This is a genomic window from Pseudoalteromonas sp. 2CM39R, assembly GCF_023161845.1.
Map to the genome: position 1 here is coordinate 168,599 of NZ_JALNTM010000013.1, position 17,461 is coordinate 186,059.

The window sequence follows — 17,461 nt, forward strand, 5'->3', positions numbered from 1 at the left end:
TAAAGGTGGTGATAAGCATGGGATGGTTTAGTAATTCAAAACAGTCTGAATCAAGCAATGATTTGATAATGAATGCATTGCATAAATCATTAGCAATAATTGAATTTGAGCCGAATGGAAGAATCATTACTGCCAATGTTAATTTCCTGCGTGTAATGGACTACTCTCTGGCTGAAATACAAGGTCAGCACCACTCTTTATTTATTAGCTCTAGCGAAGCGAAAAGTGATGAATATCGTCAGTTTTGGCAGCGATTGAACGCGGGTGAGTTTATTTCAGATGAATTTAAGCGGTTTGGAAAAAATGGTAAAGAAGTGTGGATACAAGCCACCTACAATCCTGTTTTAGACTCTCAGGGGCAAGTGATTAAAGTGGTTAAATTTGCCACAGAGATCACAATGCAAAAATTAAAGGCAGCCGAAGCAGCTGGACAAGTTGCGGCTATAAATAAATCGCAAGCAGTAATCGAGTTTGACTTAGATGGCACAGTGATTAATGCCAACGATAACTTTTTAGCCACGTTTGGCTACCAACTTAATGAAATACAAGGTAAGCACCATCGCTTATTTGTTGCACCTGAATATGCAAATAGTACAGATTATCAAACTTTCTGGGCCAAACTTGGGCGGGGTGAATACGACCGAGGAGAGTATTTACGTTTTGATAAACAAGGCAGAGAAATTTGGATTAGTGCTTCTTATAACCCTATTTATGATATGGATGGCCGAATATTAAAAATTGTTAAATATGCCACAGATATAACTGAGCAGAAAGAGCTAGAACGAACTTCTAAAAAAACTGCCGACTTAGCCAACGCCTTAAAGGTATGCCAAGCCAATGTGATGATGGCTGATAATGACTTAAACATTATTTTTGCCAACGAACAAGTTAAGCAAATGCTAAAAGCACGCGAAAGAGATTTGCAATCGGTATTACCTAACTTTGCTGTAAGTGATTTAATCGGCACATGTGTTGATGATTTTCATCAACATCCGGCGCATCAGCGCGAGCTATTAAAAAAATTAGATGCGCCCCATAAAGCGACACTCAAATTAGCTGGTCTTATTTTTGATTTAATTGCTTCGCCATGGTTTAACGAAGAAGGAGAACGCTTGGGAACAATTGTTGAGTGGCAAGATATTACTGATGAAGTATTTAAGGCCGATGCAGAGCGTGCCAGAGCACAGGAGAACTTACGTGTTCGCCGAGCGTTAGACACTGTAGCAACAAACACTATGATTGCAGATGCATCGAATGTGATTGTTTATATGAATGACGCGGTGAAAAATATGATGAGCAATGCTCAAAATGATATACGCATTGATTTACCTAACTTTGATAGCAAAAATCTACTGAATCAAAATATTGATATATTTCATAAAAATCCAGCCCATCAGCAAAATATGTTGGCTAAGTTAACGGATACCTACAGCACTGAAATTAAAGTGGGTGGCAGAACCTTTGGCTTAGTTGCTAACCCAATTATTACGCCAGACGATGAGCGAATTGGAACTGTAGTTGAATGGGAAGACAGAACAGCAGAAGTAGCTATAGAAAAAGAGGTTGCTCAGCTGGTCAGTGCCGCAAGTAAAGGGGAGCTAAATAGCCGTTTGGTTGAGCAAGGAAAAGATGGCTTTTTCCTACGTTTAGCTCAGGGTCTTAATAGTTTAGTTAAAGTGGTTGACGATGCGGTAACTGATACTGGCAATATGCTCGATGCCATGGCTACTGGTGATTTATCTAAACGGATTGAAAAGGAATACCAAGGCTCGTTTGAAAAACTGAAAACAGATGCAAATGCAACAGCAGATAAACTAACCGAGGTTATTAATCGAATTAACTCATCAGCCACATTGGTGGCTAGTGGAGCTGAAGAAATTTCACAAGGTAATGCTGATTTAAGCCAGCGTACAGAAGAGCAGGCATCATCATTAGAAGAAACAGCTTCTAGTATGGAAGAGATGACCAGTACGGTACGTCAAAATGCTGATAATGCCAAGGTAGCTAATGACTTAGCTGAAGAAACCTGTGATAAAGCAATTCAAGGTGGTGAGGTTGTTAATAAGGCCGTAACCAGTATGTCGGCTATTAACGAATCGAGTAAAAAAATTGCTGACATTATTGGTGTTATAGACGAAATAGCATTCCAAACAAACCTATTAGCGCTCAATGCTGCTGTAGAAGCTGCAAGAGCAGGTGAGCAAGGTCGAGGTTTTGCGGTTGTTGCAGGTGAAGTGCGTAACTTAGCTCAGCGCTCAGCTGGTGCAGCTAAAGAAATTAAAGAGTTAATTAGAGATAGTGTTGGTAAAGTTGCTGATGGTAGCGCTCTTGTAAATGAATCAGGTGTGACGTTACAAGAGATTGTGGTATCGGTGAAACGTGTGACACAAATGATAGCTGATATAACTCAGGCCTCTGAAGAGCAAAGCGCAGGAATTGAGCAAGTAAATAAAGCTGTATCGCAAATGGATGAAATGACCCAGCAAAATGCGGCATTAGTTGAAGAGGCATCGGCTGCAGGTGAGTCTATGGCAGAGCAGGCTAATGAAATGCGCCGTTTACTGCACTTCTTTTCTCTAGGGCAGCAAGATATGGCGGTGGTATCGCCCACTATTCGCACCCCTGAAATAACGCATAAGCAACAAAATAGCTTCGTTAATAATAAGAGCAAAGGTGAAAACTTTGTAGACTCAGCTGAAGAGTGGGAGGAGTTTTAACCCTGTTTTAGATGGTTCACACACAGAAGTAGTGTGAATCTATCTTTATATTTATTTGAGAGTACATAATGAAAGAGTTTTTATTAACGGATAGCGATTTTAAGGAAGTGGCTCATTTAGTGTATAACGCCTGTGGTATTGTGCTTGGGGAGCATAAGCGCGAAATGGTTTACTCACGATTAGCAAGGCGAATTCGTGAGCGTAAATTAACAAACTTCTCTAGTTACCTTGATTACTTAAAAAATCATAAGGAGCAGGAGTTTGATGCATTTATTAACGCCATTACTACCAATTTAACCTCTTTTTTTCGTGAAATTCATCACTTTGAGTTTATAAAAGAGCAGTTTATTCCTGCGATGCTAAAAGCAAATAAGCATAATAAACGCGTTCGTATTTGGTCTGCAGGTTGCTCTACCGGCGAAGAGCCCTACAGTTTAGCTATGACCTTACAAGGGGCTTTTCCAAGTGATTGGGATGTGAAAATTTTAGCAACTGATCTTGATTCTAATGTACTAGCTAAAGCCCAGAGCGGTATTTATACTGCGGCAAATGTGAATGGACTGGATGATGCATTGCTCAAGCGCTGGTTTTTAACCAGCAAAGACGGGCAAAGTTATAAGGTGAAACCTAAGCTACAGCAATGTATTTCATTTAAGCGTTTAAACTTACTCCAAGATTGGCCGATGAAAGGCCCATTTGATTTGATCTTGTGTAGAAATGTAGTGATTTACTTTGATAAAGAGACAAAGGATCAGCTTTTTAACCGTTATGCCGATATTTTAAATAACCAAGGTTATTTATTTTTAGGGCATTCAGAAACCATGGGAAAAGAGCATGTCTTATTTAAAAACTTAGGGAAAACCATGTATCAGAAAGTAGCTCATGCAAACACAATTTAAGCCGGTATTAGCGGGGTTTGAGCATATTAAACGCTATTGGGATGCCACGCGAGAGCGTGTGGTCGCTAAGGTATTGCCAGGTGAATTTTATGTTTCTAAAAACGATGAGCTGATCACCACAGTGCTCGGGTCGTGCATTGCTGCTTGTGTTTACGACGATAAGCTAGGTATTGGCGGGATTAATCACTTTATGCTACCCATTCAAAAAGGTGAGCGAATTGACCAAGCGCATAGTTTAAGTTGTCGTTATGGTAACTGGGCTATGGAATATTTAATTAATGAAGTGCTTAAAAATGGCGCTTCCCGGGCAAACTTAAAAGTAAAACTGTTTGGGGGAGGCAAAATAATTAGCGCAATGACAGATATTGGTATTGGCAATATCAGTTTTGCCAATGCATATATAGCAGAAGAAGCGCTAAACTTAGTGGCGCATGATATGGGCGGACCCTGGCCGCGTAAAATATTTTTTAATCCTCATAATGGAAAAGTACAGGTTAAAAAGCTAAGAAACTTACACAATAACACTATTGAAAAACGTGAAGTGCGTTACTTGCATAATCTTGAACAGCAAACCAAAGCCACGGATATAGAACTGTTTTAAGGATGGCTATGATTAGAGTATTAATAATTGATGATTCGGCACTGATCAGGCAATTACTGACAGAGATACTGCAACAGGCAAAAGATATTGTGGTAGTGGGCTGTGCACAAGACCCATACGAAGCCAGAGAGATGATCAAAAAGCATAATCCGGATGTACTAACACTGGATGTTGAAATGCCAAAAATGGACGGCATTAGCTTTTTAAAAAACTTAATGCGCTTACGCCCTATGCCCGTAGTAATGATTTCCACTCTTACTCAAAAAGGCTCACCTATAACCCTAGAAGCGCTTGAACTAGGGGCGGTTGATTTTATTGCAAAACCAACGGTCAACGTTAAACAACAGATGAGTCAATATGCTGATATTGTTCAGCAAAAAGTCAGGGTAGCGGCTAGTGCACGGGTTCGAGGCTACAAAAAAACTAGTACTGTAGCAGAGCCTATACCCACCAATGCCGAATTTTTAATAAATAAAGTGATTGCAATCGGTGCATCAACAGGGGGAACCGAGGCGATAAAAGAAGTGCTTATACGTATGCCCAAAAATTGCCCTCCTATTGTAATAACGCAGCATATCCCTCCCGTATTTAGCACCTCATTTGCAGAGCGGATGCAGCGTACTTGTACTATTAACGTAAAGGAAGCTCAGCAAGGCGATAAACTGGTAGCAGGTTGCGCTTATATAGCTCCGGGTGGACTTCATTTACGAATTAGTAAACAAGGTAGTGCTTTGCATTGTCAGCTTGATGATGGAGAGACGGTTAATAGGCATAAACCCGCGGTGGATGTTTTATTTAACTCATTACTTGAAATAGGTGCAAAGCATATTGTTGCCACACTATTAACCGGTATGGGAAGTGATGGTGCAAAAGGATTGCTCGCATTAAAGCAACAAGGTGCATACACACTTGCGCAAGATGAGTATTCGTCTGTGGTATGGGGTATGCCCAAAGCTGCTATTGATATGGGGGCAGCAAATGAAGTCGTACCGCTGGAGAAAATGACTCAGCGGTTATTAAATCAAGTAATAAAAAGTAAAACTTAGTTGATCACCCAAGGCTGTGAAAACCAATAATAACTGCCGGTTTGTTTTATTGATGGAGCCGTGCAGTTAAAGCGAGAGCGGCCTTTATTAAGCTGTTTTGGCGATGTTACCTCAACTGTATTATCGTCTAACCAATTTAAATTAGCTTGACCAACGCTTGACACATAACAGGCAAATTGACTCTTATGAAAGTCATTTGTCTCAAGTTTTATTGTGAGTGACGGTGGATTTTGTGAAGTGACACTATCTTTATAGGTTAGCTTATTAATGGTAAAGGCAGTTGAATTTATCTTGGTAATTAACGTCTCTAGCTTGCTATAAAAACCTGAAGCTGGGAAGCGCGGTAAGCGACTAAAGTTAGAGTGTTGATTAACGGCTCCTGAGTGCTGGCCAATACCAATAAAGCCTAGTTCTGTAACGAGTGCTTGCAGTTGGTTGTTAAACTCTCCGTATGGGTAGGCAAGATATTTATAATCGTGACCTATTTCCTCTTTAATACGTTGTTGTGAACTAAGAATGTCTTTTTTAGTGCGTTCGCGCCATTGGCTAGGCGTTTCATTCTCGCGCTTTTTATGTAGGTAGTTATGCTCGGCACTATGATTAGTAATGAGCGCTCCTTTTTTGGCAAGCTCCCTGAGCTTATCCCACCCCATAACATAACCCGCTTGTTCATCAATGAGTTTTGGGTTTACGAAAATAGTGTACGGGTAGCCAAACTTCTCAAGAATAGGAGCTGCTTGATCGTAATTATTGTTGTAACCATCATCAAAGGTAATCGCGATTGTTTTGTGCTCTAAAGCCTTACCTTGTTGTAATGTACTAATCAGCTCATTTAATGGAATAACGTTAAAGTTATGCTCTTTTAAATAATTTAAGTGTTTTGTAAAAGTGTTGGCACTCACGCTGGTGACAGCGGGAAGGGTTTCACTGACGTGATGATACTGTAGAATAACAGCTGCTTGCGCGCGTAAAGAACCACAAATCAGGAATAATAATACTAAATGAAACAATTTCTTATACATAATAAAGCACACCATAAAAGCTTGTTGTTGTTAGCCGGTCCGATGATATTATCAAATATTACCGTCCCGTTGTTAGGAATTGTTGATACGGCAGTGATCGGTCATTTGGGGAGTGCGCATTATTTAGCGGGAATAGCCTTAGGCTCTACTGTGATCTCCATTTTATTTTGGCTTGCTGGTTTTTTGAGAATGAGTACCACTGGGCTGGTGGCTCAGGCTTATGGTAAAAATGATTTAACTCAGCTTGCAGCCTTACTTAAACGCAGTTTATTGTTAGCCACTTCGGTTGCCTTACTCCTTATTTTACTGTCACCCCTTATAAAACATGCTATTGCGTATTTATCAGCTGCCAATAGCGATGTGCTCAATGAAGCCTATCGGTATTTTAGTATTCGTATTTATAGCGCCCCTGCAGCGCTATGCAACTTAGTTTTACTAGGCTGGATGTTGGGCGTGCACTATGGGCGAGGGCCATTTTATTTACTGTTAGTCACTAACATTACTAATATTGTGCTCGATATTTATTTTGTAGTGTACCTTGATTGGGCGGTTGCTGGGGCTGCGTGGGCATCACTTATTGCTGACTATATCGCGCTTGCATTTGCTTTATTGTTGGTGGTTCAACTTGCTAAAAAGCATGGTATAAGTTTGGCTGTAGCAAATTGGTTAAGTGTGGAGAAAATGGCAGCACTACTGAGCTTAAACCGCGATATTTTTATTCGCTCTTTAGTGCTGCAGTTATGCTTTAGCTTTATGACCTTTTATGCTGCTCGCCTAGGTGAAACCACACTGGCCGCCAATGCCGTCTTACTCAACTTTTTAATGTTAGTTAGCTTTGCACTTGATGGAATTGCCTATGCAAGTGAGGCCAAAGTGGGTCAAGCTAAAGGTCAACAAAGTGTTGAAAAGATAAGGCTATGGGTAAAAATCAGTGTATTTTGGGGCATGTTATTTGGCATTTTATATAGTGTGTTTTTTATAGTATTTGGCAGTAGTATTATTAAGCTATTAACGAATGTACCAGAGGTTATTGACGAGGCCATTCACTACTTACCTTGGGTAATTGCATTGCCTATTTTAGCTATGAGCTGTTTTTTGTTCGATGGTATTTTTGTTGGCCTGACCCGCGCTAAAGCGATGCGAAATAGTATGTTGCTTTCAGCAGTTGTAGGCTTTTTTGGGGTGTTTTGGCTATTTCAGGATTGGCAAAATAATGGGTTATGGTTAGCTATGAGTTGTTTTATGCTTATGCGAGGCGTTACGCTTATCGTTAAATATCAACAATTAAAAGCTAACAATCAATTACTTAAATAAGCGAATTGATATAAACCGTTACTTCCAAAGGTCGGGGTCGTTATTTTTGGAAGGGATATTTTTTAATACTTGAGAAAAGCGGTTAGCAAAAATACCCGCATAGCCCCAAAAAGCAAAAAATAAAGCGGGGGCTAAAATAACCAAGCCGATAACTTGCAAACTGTAATGGCTGTAATAGCCCACAGCGATAAATATCACGGCTAGCACAAACAGTGCTAGCCCGCGAAAAAAGCGCTTTAAACTCAACTTAGGGTCGCTCCCTAAGCAGTAAATAAGTGGCTTTAGCATAATGAATTAATGCTTAGTAGTAAGAATGCTCGCCTGCTTCATGATCGGTAATGTCAGACACACCGGTGATTTCATCAAACTTAGCAATCATTTCTTTTTCAATGCCTTCTTTTAGTGTGACATCGATCATAGAACACCCATTACAACCACCACCAAACTGAAGTACAGCAACACCAGCTGCAGTGATCTCTACCAAGCTAACTTGGCCGCCATGGTTGGCAAGTTGTGGGTTTACTTCAGTTTCTAGCATGTGCTGCACACGCTCATTCAAGCTGGCATCTTCACCTAGTTTACGTGCTTTAGCATTAGGTGCTTTAAGAGTTAACTGTGTGCCCATTTTGTCGGTAACAAAATCAATTTCAGCTTCGGCTAAAAAAGGCGCGCTTTCAGCATCAACAACCGCATCAAAGCCGTTAAAATTTAGGCGAATATCGCTCTCTTCTACCGCGTCTTCTGGACAATAAGAAACACCACATTCAGCTTGTGATGTACCAGGGTTAACAACAAACACACGAATATTCGTTTGTTGAGATTGATCTGCTAATAGCTTAGCAAAATGCGCTTGCGCTGTTTCGGAAATAGAAATCATAATACCGTCTATACTTGACTAAATTACTCGGATACTGCATATCATACTCCGCTCATCGTGTTGCGGCTAGTGTTGAGCGTAAAAAGTTGGCATCTATTTTAAGCAATGGTAGCGTGCAATTAACAAACATTTTTAGAGTGATTTATATGCGCTTCATATTAACAATAATGGTGGTGCTGGCCAGTTTTTCAAGTATGGCAAAGCCCCTGTCTTATTATTTTGCGCAACAGGTTGAATTCGATTCTACCATACCAACACCACAAGAGGTGCTGGGTTATCAAGTGGGTGAGTGGCATGTGAGACATGACCAACTTGTTCGCTACATGGAAATTTTAGCTCAAAAAAGCGATCGAATTAATTTTGAAGTAATAGGTCGTACTCATGAGCAGCGCCCGTTAGTTATGCTAACGATTACTGCGGCTAACAAATTAAAAAATATAGAAAAAACTCGCCAAGCGCACTTAGCTCGCCTAAATAATTCAAACAATAAAACAGCGGAGCAGCCAAGTGTTGTATGGATGGGTTACAGTGTTCATGGGAATGAATCATCAGGTAGTAATGCAGCTTTACTAGTCGCTTATTATTTAGCGGCAGCGCAAGGGGATGAAATAAATGAGCTACTTAACAACACGGTTATTTTACTCGACCCGTCGCTTAACCCAGACGGCTTAGCACGTTTCGCAAATTGGGCTAATAGTAATCGTGGAATGAACTTATCGTCAGATCCGCAAACCCGAGAGCATGTAGAGAGCTGGCCAAGCAGTCGAACAAACCATTATTGGTTTGATTTAAACCGTGATTGGTTGCTGTTACAGCACCCAGAGTCGCGCGCAAGGATTGCTAAGTTTCATTATTGGAAGCCTAATATTTTAACTGACTTTCATGAAATGGGGCCAAATAGTAGCTACTTTTTTCAACCGGGTATCCCAAGTCGTAAACACCCAATTACCCCTGAAGAAAATGTAAGTCTAACTAAAGCGATTGCAAATTATCACGCTAAAACATTAGATGAAAACAACGCGTTATACTTCACCGAAGAAAGCTTTGATGACTTTTATTATGGTAAAGGCTCTACCTACCCCGATGTAAATGGTGGTGTGGGTATTTTATTTGAACAAGCAAGTTCTCGTGGCCATATTCAAGAAACGATCAATGGCCCGCTAACTTTTGCGTTTACGATTAAAAACCAACTGTTAACGAGCTTATCAACGTTTAAAGCGGCGATTGATAACCGCCAAGCTTTGCTAGAGTACCAAGCTAACTTTTATAACAAAGCAGTTGAGCTTGCCAAAGATGAAGACTATCAGGGCTATATTGTTCAAGCAGATGAAGATCATACCCGTACTAACGATTTTTTAAGCATACTTAAACAACATCAAATTAATGCCTACTCAGTGAAAGAAGGGCTAAAAGCTGAAGGTAAAAACTTTACCGCTAATAGTTATTTTGTGCCGCTTGCGCAACCACAATATCGATTAGTTAAAGCTATTTTTAGTGAGCAACAAAACTTTGCCGATAACACCTTTTACGATGTGTCGGGTTGGACATTAGCGCATGCGTTTAATTTACCATTTGCTAAAGTAAACAGCCGCTGGGGATTAGAGGTAGAAAAAACAGCTTGGCAAAAACCAAAGCAGCCAGAGTTAGCGTCACTGACTAAAAATTACGCCTATGGATTTGCATGGAATGACATGCAAGCTCCCAAAATGCTCAATAGTCTGTTACAGCAAGGCATTAAAGCTCGTGTTGCATTAAAACCATTAACAGCAGTATCAACCAATGCAGAAGTAAACTTTGACGCAGGTAGCATTATTATTCCAGCAGGACTTCAAACTGACACCAACTGGGTGACAAAGTTAAACCAAGCACAAAGCCAGTTTGGGATTGAAGTTAAACCAATTACTACCGGTTTAACTAGTAAAGGTGCTGATTTAGGGTCTCGCTCTATGGCTATGGTTTCTGCACCTAAGGTGTTATTGGTTGGTGGTAAAGGCGTGAGCCAATATGAAGCGGGTGAAGTGTGGTACTACCTAGACCGTTTTGTGGGTGTAGCGCCAACCATTGTTGAAATGGAGCGTTTAGCGTCTTTAGAGCTCAGTAATTACAGCAATATTGTGTTGCCACATGGTAATTATTCTACTTTATCTGATTCCGATAAAGTTGCTATAAAAAGCTGGGTAAGGAAAGGTGGTGTTATTTGGGGGCACAAAGGCGGAGCTAAGTTTTTAGCCGATCAACAGCTATTAAAAGCAAGCTACTTATCGCGTAGAGATGTGGCTAGTGCATTTGATACTCAAGGTTTAAAGTATGCAGACAAAGACCACCTAGCAGGTCGTCAGCGAATTGCAGGTGCGATATTTAATACCAAGGTAGATACAACTCACCCACTAATGTTTTCATTTAAGCGTGACACACTACCCGTATTTAAAAATAGTACTTGGCTACTTGAAGCCTCACAAGCACCATTTGTAAATATACTTACCTATACACAGCAGCCGCTACTTGCTGGTTTTACTGATGCAATAAATGTAGAGCAAGTGGCTGGTGGGGCAGCGTTAATGGCACACTCTTATGGTCGAGGTAGTGTTATTGCGATGACAGATAACCCTGTATTTAGAGGGTACTGGTATGGTACCAGCCGATTATTAAGTAATGCTTTATTTTTTGGTCACACCTTTCGCGTGAGTGGAAACTAACACGCCCTAAAGTGGCGTTAAGCACGTGGTAAATGCCCATACGTGTTTAGCGCCGGCTTCTTTTAACGATAAGGTGGCTGCATTAAGAGTTGCTCCTGTAGTCATAATATCATCGATAATTACTACCGTTTTTCCCTCTAAATTAATTTTGCATGAAAAAGCCTGCTGTAAATTTTTAACTCTTTTAGCTTTGCTTAATTGTGATTGTGCCGAGGTGTGTTTATGGCGAAGCAACGCATTATTTAATACTTTATTTGACCCTAAACAGGGCTGCCATACTTGGGTGACTTGATTAAACCCACGCGTTAAAAAGCGCGCTTTATGTAAAGGTAAAATTATAAATGCATCAACAGCGGCAGGGTGTTTAGTCATAAAAACCCTAAGTTGTTTTTTTATGACTTGCTGTAGTGCTTTTTTATAATGGATTTGATTATTAAATTTAAGCTGCTTTAACCATAAATCAAAAGGGGGCTGGTAAAAAGCACAGGCAAACAGCTTTTCAAAGTTGCAGTTAGGAAACATTTCTACAATATCAGGGCGGTAAAATAAATTGTCATGCTCGGCCAAATCTAGCAATGGCAAGTCATCTAAACAAAATTGACACAGTCCCATTGAGCTATGAATCTGACTTTGACATAACACACAGTAAGAGGGGAATAGCCAATCACTTAGGCTGAGTTTCATTCGCTGATGATCCTCATTACAAACTCCTTTTAAAGCGCTATCATAGAACTCAAGTTTGGTTAAGGTTAGGCAAATATGCAAAATGAATGTGTGTTGTTACATGGTTGGGGAATGAGCCAAGGTGTGTGGCAGTTAATAAAACCAGAATTAGAGTTTTTATATTCAGGTAAAGTGCGCTGTTTGGATTTACCCGGTTATGGTGATAATAACGCCTCTTTAAGCCCATATACATTACACGATGCTGCAAAGCAGGTGAGTGAGCAGTTAAAGCCACAGTCGGTACTAATAGGGTGGTCTTTAGGTGGGTTGTTTGCTATTTATATTGCCAAACATTGGCCAGAAAAAGTATCAAAAGTCATTTTAGTTGCCTCAACGCCCTTTTTTGCAGAGCAATTACCATGGGCCGGCATTAAGCCGAAAGTATTAACACAGTTCAAAGAGCAGTTGTTGCAAGAGCGTTCAAAAACGATAGAGCGCTTTTTAGCAATTCAGGCAATGGGCAGTGAGTCGGCTCGCGATGATGTAAAACAGTTAAAGCAGTTATTGAGTCAGTCACCGCCTCCGAATAACGAGGCTTTAAGTGCTGGGCTAGACATATTGCAAAATGAAGATTTACGCGAATTATTTGCTCAATGCCCAGTGACTATTCGCGGCATTTTTGGACGCTTAGACTCTCTCGTTCCTTATCGGGCCATTGAGAAAATGGTGGTACTTAATGCTGACTTTGAGTACGAAGTGATAGACAAAGCATCACATGCGCCTTTTATTTCTCATAAAAGTGAATTTTTATCTGCCGTTAAATCAATGCTTTGAAGCAAAGCCATGATTACTGCGGTTTAAAGCTTTATTTTGCGTGATTTTTGAGCGATAATTAAACAATATTTATTTGCTGGAGGTTATTATTATGCCAATAGGATCTGTATTCAATAGTGGTGTTGAAGGGTTTAATAGAGCCAGCCAAGGAATTGAAAAAGCCAGCGCTGAGATTAATCGTGCCAGCATAGAGCAGCAAGACGACTCTCAACTAGCGCAGCAACGTCAATTAACGGCCGCTCGCCCTGAAGAAGCAGTCACCGCGCCAGTATCTCAACCTGCACGAATTGATGATGCGTTAGTAAACTTAAAAGTTGAAGAGTTTAATGCTAAGGCAAATACGCAATCTATCCAAACTGCAGATGATGTATTAGGCACTTTAGTTGATATTAAAGTGTAATTTCTCATGAATATCGTCACGCCGTTTCCGTCTATTAATATAAACACCGCAAATGTTTATACGGAGACTGCTCGGCGTGACAACCAGCTACGTGAAGTCATTCCCCCAGCCGCTGCGAACACCGCTGGTAGCACCGAAAACAAAGCTCAAAGTGATGCAGAAAAAGCCAAACTGCCAGGAAATAGCGACAGCTCAACCTACAATGCGAGTGGCAAAATTGCAGACGATAAAACGATTGCGCAACGCGAAGGCAATGCAGATAGCGATCAAGATAATGCCGAGCAAGAAAAACAACAAGCTGCAGAAGAAGTTAGTGAGCAAGAAGAACTGCAACTTGAGCAAGATTTACAGCAAATTAAAGAACTTAAAGCGCGCGACACTGAAGTACGAACACATGAGCAAGCGCATGCCGCTGTGGGTGGACAATATGCGGGCTCTCCTAGCTACGAATATCAAAGAGGGCCCGATGGTACTAACTATGCGGTAGGTGGTGAAGTACCGATAGATGTTGGGGTTATCAATGGCGACCCTCAAGCAACTATTGATAAAATGCAAACGGTACGTGCTGCAGCACTCGCGCCGGCTGAGCCTTCAGGTGCCGATAGGGCAATTGCGGCAGATGCCACTCAAAAGATAGCCGCAGCACAAGCTGAGTTAGCTTCAGCTGATGACGAAGATAGCAGCGAAGATAAAAGCAGAGTCAGTGCGTCGTTTTCTAACAGTGAAAGTTCAGAAGTTAAAACTGCTAAAAGCGAAGAGCAATCGCGTGATGTTGAAGTAGAAGCGCGTGCTGGGCGCATTGCTAGTTTTTATCAACTGGCCACATCACCTGCGACTCAAAGTCAATTCTCAGCACAAATTTAAACTAAACCTTATATTTAATAGCCATAAAAAAACCGCCTAAGCGGTTTTTTTATGGGGTCATTTTACTTTTTCACTTTCGCATTGGCAAAGGCATCAGCAAACGCATTTCCCATCATGGCATTGCCTGTGTCGCGCTTAGGTTTGGGCGCTCGCGATTGGTTTGCATTGTTGCCACGTGGCTTTTGCACCGCCGCAGGGGCAGCTTTATTGCTAGTGTCTATCTCGTCATCTAGGCGCATGGTAAAGCTAATACGTTTACGTGCAGCGTCAACTTCAACCACTTTCACTTTAACAATGTCACCAGCTTTAACTACTTCTCGTGGGTCTGAAATAAACTTATTAGTAATAGCCGAAATATGCACTAGTCCATCTTGATGTACGCCAACATCCACAAATGCGCCAAAATTAGCTACGTTCGATACCACGCCTTCTAAAATCATTCCTGGTTTTAAATCACTAATTTTTTCAACGCCTGCTTTAAACTCAGCAGTTTTAAATTCAGGGCGCGGATCGCGACCCGGCTTATCAAGTTCGCTAATAATATCGGTCACGGTAGGCAGACCAAATTTATCGTCAATATAGTCATTTGCAGCGAGCTTATTTAAAAACTCTTTGTTACCAATGAGGCTATTTACGTCTACCTGATTGTGCTCACAAATACGCTTAACGATAGGGTATGCTTCAGGGTGAACTGATGAGTTGTCTAGTGGAACGCTGCCATTATTAATGCGTAAAAAGCCGGCTGCTTGTTCAAATGCTTTTGGCCCTAAGCGCTCTACTTTTTTCAACTGACTACGTTTTGTAAATGACCCATTTGTATCACGGTAGCTTACAATATTTTGCGCTAAGGTTTTGTTTAAACCAGAAACACGTGCAAGCAAAGGTACAGAGGCCATATTTAAATCAACACCCACACTGTTTACACAGTCTTCTACCACTGAGATTAGGCTTTGTCCTAGTTGGCTTTGTGATACATCATGTTGATATTGGCCTACACCAATAGACTTAGGCTCTATTTTAACCAGCTCAGCCAATGGATCTTGAAGGCGACGTGCAATAGATACGGCACCACGTAAAGATACATCTAAATCTGGAAATTCATTAGCAGCAAACTCAGAAGCAGAGTAAACCGAAGCGCCGGCCTCACTGACCATGATTTTATTTAGTTTAAGCTCGGTATTGGCTTTGATAAGTTCGCCAACTAGTTTATCTGATTCGCGAGAAGCGGTTCCGTTACCAATCGCAATGAGCTCAACTTTATGCTGGCGACATAATTGCTCGAGCGTGCGTAATGATTTATCCCAATGATTTTGTGGTGCATGTGGGAAAATCGTTTGGGTAGCAAGCAGTTTACCTGTGCTATCAACCACGGCAATTTTACAACCAGTGCGTAAACCAGGATCTAAGCCTAACGTAGTACGAGGGCCAGCAGGTGCTGCCATCAATAAGTCTTTTAAGTTTTTAGCAAATACATCAATGGCACCGGTTTCGGCTTTTTCACGCATTGCGGCTAAAAATTCATTTTCTAAATGTAATCCAAGCTTAATTTTCCACGCCCATTGCACTACAGTTAATAACCAAGCGCTGGCAGGTTTGTTTTTAATATCTAGGCGGTAATGATCGCTGATCATCTGTGCACACAATTGCGCTGGGTTTTCAGCGTTAGGCTCAGGATTAATAGTTAACTGTAAAATACCTTCATTACGTGCTCTTAGCATGGCTAATGCTCGATGCGAGGGGACTTTTTTTAATGGTTCTTGATGTTCAAAGTAGTCTCGGTATTTAGCCCCCGCTTGTTCTTGGCCATCAATAAGTTTACTTTCAATCGCTCCATTTTGACTAATATGACTTCTAAATTTAGCGAGTAATTTAGCGTCTTCAGCAAAGCGCTCCATCAAAATAAACTTAGCACCATCAAGCGCTGCTTTAGTATCGACAATCGCTTTCTCGGCATTAATAAATTTTGCAGCCTCAGCGTCTGGGTCAAGCATTGGATCGTTAAATAACGCATCAGCTAGTGGTTCTAAACCAGCTTCAATAGCTATTTGACCTTTAGTGCGGCGCTTTGCTTTATAAGGCAAATATAAGTCTTCTAGTTCGGTTTTACTTTGTGCAGCTTTAATATCAGCCGCTAATTCAGCACTAAGCTTATTTTGTGATTCTATCGTCGACAGGATAAAGCCACGACGCTCTTCAAGTTCACGTAAATAAGATAAACGTTGTTCTAGAAGGCGTAGTTGGGTGTCATCTAATCCACCGGTCACTTCTTTTCTGTAACGGGCAATAAAGGGGACGGTTGCGCCTTCATCAAGTAACTTTGTTGCTGCAACCACTTGTTGCTGCTGTGCATTTAGCTCCGTTGCTAAACGTGCAGAGATATCGCTCATGCAAAAACCTTTTAATACAAAAAATAAGACCAGCTAAAAAGTTAACTGATGCGTCAATGTCTTGAATAATATCACAGGGGAGGGTAATAAAAAGCTCTTAAAGCAAGCTATTTTACTTGCTTTAAGATGCCATTGCTGGGGCAATAAAAAGCGGATTTAGTGAGGGTGCTCTACACTTTCGAGTACTTCACTAAATGTGTGCGCTATTGGGCTAATATGAACAGGAATTTGCAGCTTACGTGCTATATCGCGTGCTGAAATTAAACCACTTATTTCATTATTAGCCGCAGTAACTAATATAAACATAGCACCATGATGTTCCATAGTTTGCAGTGCATCACCGATACATGAGTAGCTTAAGCTTTTCATACTTACACCCATTAAGTTACTCAGCGGTGTCATTAAATAGCGTAAGCTAATTTCACTACGAGGCAAGCCTAAACGCTGCGATAAAATCATGATTTTTGAGCTTTGTAAATCTGCACTTGCGACAATACCAATTAGCTTTTGATGCTCATCAGTTACTAAAATAAAATCAGAAGGCTGAGTATTTAGTTGTTTTGATGCTTGTTCAATGGTTGTATCAAACGCTGCGCGCATAGGACTTGTTTGAGTAAAGCTAGTTACTATACGTGTTGCTGGAGAGGTTAAATCGATCACAGCCTCATTAGTAAAAGTATCAGCAATAGTGCCATGAGAAATATCTTGGGTACGGAGTTCTTTAAAGTTAGACATAATATCCACCTAAATAAATAGTTATACAAATTTAATAATGTTTAAAAGCAAGTTATTAAATTAAATAACGGGTGGCGCTCGCGGGTTTGCATGACTGTAGGCAGTGGCTAAAAATCGACTTTCATAATGAAAGAAAAACGCTAAAGGAAGTGGTTGGATTTCTCTAAGCGCAATAACACCAACATGAGAATCTAAATCGGTGTCGAGGTTTGCTTGGTCAGGGGAGTCACAAACAATAAATTCAGCTGGAGCAAAACCAGCATCAAGTTTGTTATTTTTAGGTGCGCCATGTAATGTCAAACTCACACTCATAAAGAGTGCAAACACGAGGGCATTTTGTAATATGCGCGCTGTTATGTTTGACATAATGGTGACCTTAATTAACTACTCTCAAGTTAATACAACA

16 protein-coding genes are annotated in these 17,461 nt (G+C 40.7%); 9 read left to right on the forward strand and 7 right to left on the reverse strand.

Annotated features, from left to right (window positions below):
* The first annotated feature begins 17 nt into the window (after positions 1 to 17).
* The 4 genes from MTF66_RS25685 (at position 18) to MTF66_RS25700 (ending at position 5,263) form a co-directional block, all read left to right on the forward strand.
* Positions 18 to 2,717, forward strand: a complete 2,700-nt coding sequence (locus MTF66_RS25685; protein WP_138621539.1) for a methyl-accepting chemotaxis protein — start codon at positions 18 to 20, stop codon at positions 2,715 to 2,717.
* Positions 2,718 to 2,785: 68 nt separating this feature from the next.
* Positions 2,786 to 3,616: a protein-glutamate O-methyltransferase CheR gene (locus MTF66_RS25690; protein ID WP_109875772.1), complete on the forward strand. Its 831-nt coding sequence runs from the start codon at positions 2,786 to 2,788 to the stop codon at positions 3,614 to 3,616.
* Positions 3,600 to 4,217, forward strand: coding sequence for a chemoreceptor glutamine deamidase CheD (cheD, locus tag MTF66_RS25695; protein WP_008112899.1), 618 nt, complete (start codon positions 3,600 to 3,602; stop codon positions 4,215 to 4,217). The genes MTF66_RS25690 and cheD overlap by 17 nt, the downstream gene beginning before the upstream one ends.
* An 8-nt stretch (positions 4,218 to 4,225) precedes the next feature.
* The gene (locus MTF66_RS25700; protein WP_138621541.1) at positions 4,226 to 5,263 is read left to right on the forward strand and encodes a chemotaxis response regulator protein-glutamate methylesterase; all 1,038 of its coding nucleotides are present in this window, start codon (positions 4,226 to 4,228) and stop codon (positions 5,261 to 5,263) included.
* Here the strand turns inward: MTF66_RS25700 and MTF66_RS25705 are convergent.
* Positions 5,260 to 6,285, reverse strand: coding sequence for a polysaccharide deacetylase family protein (locus MTF66_RS25705; protein WP_138621543.1), 1,026 nt, complete (start codon positions 6,283 to 6,285; stop codon positions 5,260 to 5,262). The two genes, MTF66_RS25700 and MTF66_RS25705, sit on opposite strands and share 4 nt — an antisense overlap.
* Between MTF66_RS25705 and MTF66_RS25710 the strand changes: the two genes are divergently transcribed.
* Complete coding sequence (locus MTF66_RS25710) at positions 6,265 to 7,599, forward strand: MATE family efflux transporter (RefSeq protein ID WP_248529030.1); 1,335 nt, start codon at positions 6,265 to 6,267, stop codon at positions 7,597 to 7,599. The two genes, MTF66_RS25705 and MTF66_RS25710, sit on opposite strands and share 21 nt — an antisense overlap.
* Positions 7,600 to 7,617: 18 nt before the next feature.
* Here MTF66_RS25710 and MTF66_RS25715 read toward each other — a convergent pair whose 3' ends face one another.
* Positions 7,618 to 7,887 carry a hypothetical protein gene (locus tag MTF66_RS25715; protein ID WP_138621545.1) on the reverse strand — a complete coding sequence of 90 codons (270 nt, stop codon included), beginning with the start codon at positions 7,885 to 7,887 and terminating at the stop codon, positions 7,618 to 7,620.
* Positions 7,888 to 7,900: 13 nt separating this feature from the next.
* Entirely contained in the window at positions 7,901 to 8,476 is a 576-nt protein-coding gene (gene nfuA, locus MTF66_RS25720) for a Fe-S biogenesis protein NfuA (protein ID WP_008465569.1), read from the reverse strand.
* A gap of 146 nt (positions 8,477 to 8,622) precedes the next feature.
* On the opposite strand from nfuA, the gene MTF66_RS25725 reads away from it, so the two are divergent.
* Positions 8,623 to 11,172, forward strand: a complete 2,550-nt coding sequence (locus MTF66_RS25725; protein WP_171043250.1) for a M14 metallopeptidase family protein — start codon at positions 8,623 to 8,625, stop codon at positions 11,170 to 11,172.
* Between the two features lie 6 nt (positions 11,173 to 11,178).
* On the opposite strand, the gene MTF66_RS25730 is transcribed toward MTF66_RS25725, so the two are convergent.
* Positions 11,179 to 11,856, reverse strand: a complete 678-nt coding sequence (locus MTF66_RS25730) for a ComF family protein (RefSeq protein ID WP_010392416.1) — start codon at positions 11,854 to 11,856, stop codon at positions 11,179 to 11,181.
* Between the two features lie 75 nt (positions 11,857 to 11,931).
* On the opposite strand from MTF66_RS25730, the gene bioH reads away from it, so the two are divergent.
* The 3 genes from bioH (at position 11,932) to MTF66_RS25745 (ending at position 13,933) form a co-directional block, all read left to right on the forward strand.
* Positions 11,932 to 12,669, forward strand: coding sequence for a pimeloyl-ACP methyl ester esterase BioH (bioH, locus tag MTF66_RS25735; protein WP_138621547.1), 738 nt, complete (start codon positions 11,932 to 11,934; stop codon positions 12,667 to 12,669).
* Between the two features lie 91 nt (positions 12,670 to 12,760).
* Positions 12,761 to 13,069 carry a hypothetical protein gene (locus MTF66_RS25740; protein WP_008112879.1) on the forward strand — a complete coding sequence of 103 codons (309 nt, stop codon included), beginning with the start codon at positions 12,761 to 12,763 and terminating at the stop codon, positions 13,067 to 13,069.
* Positions 13,070 to 13,075: 6 nt separating this feature from the next.
* Positions 13,076 to 13,933, forward strand: coding sequence for a putative metalloprotease CJM1_0395 family protein (locus tag MTF66_RS25745; RefSeq protein WP_138621549.1), 858 nt, complete (start codon positions 13,076 to 13,078; stop codon positions 13,931 to 13,933).
* A 62-nt stretch (positions 13,934 to 13,995) separates the two neighbouring features.
* Here MTF66_RS25745 and MTF66_RS25750 read toward each other — a convergent pair whose 3' ends face one another.
* The 3 genes from MTF66_RS25750 to MTF66_RS25760 all read right to left on the reverse strand — a co-directional run bounded on the left by MTF66_RS25750 (position 13,996) and on the right by MTF66_RS25760 (position 17,421).
* Entirely contained in the window at positions 13,996 to 16,320 is a 2,325-nt protein-coding gene (locus tag MTF66_RS25750; protein WP_248529032.1) for a Tex family protein, read from the reverse strand.
* Between the two features lie 156 nt (positions 16,321 to 16,476).
* A complete protein-coding gene (locus MTF66_RS25755; RefSeq protein WP_010392427.1) occupies positions 16,477 to 17,055 on the reverse strand; it encodes a CBS domain-containing protein in 579 nt (192 codons plus the stop codon).
* A gap of 60 nt (positions 17,056 to 17,115) precedes the next feature.
* Entirely contained in the window at positions 17,116 to 17,421 is a 306-nt protein-coding gene (locus MTF66_RS25760; protein ID WP_010392429.1) for a hypothetical protein, read from the reverse strand.
* Positions 17,422 to 17,461: the final 40 nt, after the last annotated feature.

What these genes read in the sequence shown, in the direction of transcription:
- MTF66_RS25685 (WP_138621539.1), top strand. Translation starts at nt 18, where the DNA reads ATGGGATGGTTTAGTAATTCAAAACAGTCTGAATCAAGCAATGATTTG.
- MTF66_RS25690 (WP_109875772.1), top strand. Translation starts at nt 2,786, where the DNA reads ATGAAAGAGTTTTTATTAACGGATAGCGATTTTAAGGAAGTGGCTCAT.
- cheD (WP_008112899.1), top strand. Translation starts at nt 3,600, where the DNA reads ATGCAAACACAATTTAAGCCGGTATTAGCGGGGTTTGAGCATATTAAA.
- MTF66_RS25700 (WP_138621541.1), top strand. Translation starts at nt 4,226, where the DNA reads ATGATTAGAGTATTAATAATTGATGATTCGGCACTGATCAGGCAATTA.
- MTF66_RS25710 (WP_248529030.1), top strand. Translation starts at nt 6,265, where the DNA reads ATGAAACAATTTCTTATACATAATAAAGCACACCATAAAAGCTTGTTG.
- MTF66_RS25705 (WP_138621543.1), bottom strand. Translation starts at nt 6,285, where the DNA reads ATGTATAAGAAATTGTTTCATTTAGTATTATTATTCCTGATTTGTGGT.
- MTF66_RS25715 (WP_138621545.1), bottom strand. Translation starts at nt 7,887, where the DNA reads ATGCTAAAGCCACTTATTTACTGCTTAGGGAGCGACCCTAAGTTGAGT.
- nfuA (WP_008465569.1), bottom strand. Translation starts at nt 8,476, where the DNA reads ATGATTTCTATTTCCGAAACAGCGCAAGCGCATTTTGCTAAGCTATTA.
- MTF66_RS25725 (WP_171043250.1), top strand. Translation starts at nt 8,623, where the DNA reads ATGCGCTTCATATTAACAATAATGGTGGTGCTGGCCAGTTTTTCAAGT.
- MTF66_RS25730 (WP_010392416.1), bottom strand. Translation starts at nt 11,856, where the DNA reads ATGAAACTCAGCCTAAGTGATTGGCTATTCCCCTCTTACTGTGTGTTA.
- bioH (WP_138621547.1), top strand. Translation starts at nt 11,932, where the DNA reads ATGCAAAATGAATGTGTGTTGTTACATGGTTGGGGAATGAGCCAAGGT.
- MTF66_RS25740 (WP_008112879.1), top strand. Translation starts at nt 12,761, where the DNA reads ATGCCAATAGGATCTGTATTCAATAGTGGTGTTGAAGGGTTTAATAGA.
- MTF66_RS25745 (WP_138621549.1), top strand. Translation starts at nt 13,076, where the DNA reads ATGAATATCGTCACGCCGTTTCCGTCTATTAATATAAACACCGCAAAT.
- MTF66_RS25750 (WP_248529032.1), bottom strand. Translation starts at nt 16,320, where the DNA reads ATGAGCGATATCTCTGCACGTTTAGCAACGGAGCTAAATGCACAGCAG.
- MTF66_RS25755 (WP_010392427.1), bottom strand. Translation starts at nt 17,055, where the DNA reads ATGTCTAACTTTAAAGAACTCCGTACCCAAGATATTTCTCATGGCACT.
- MTF66_RS25760 (WP_010392429.1), bottom strand. Translation starts at nt 17,421, where the DNA reads ATGTCAAACATAACAGCGCGCATATTACAAAATGCCCTCGTGTTTGCA.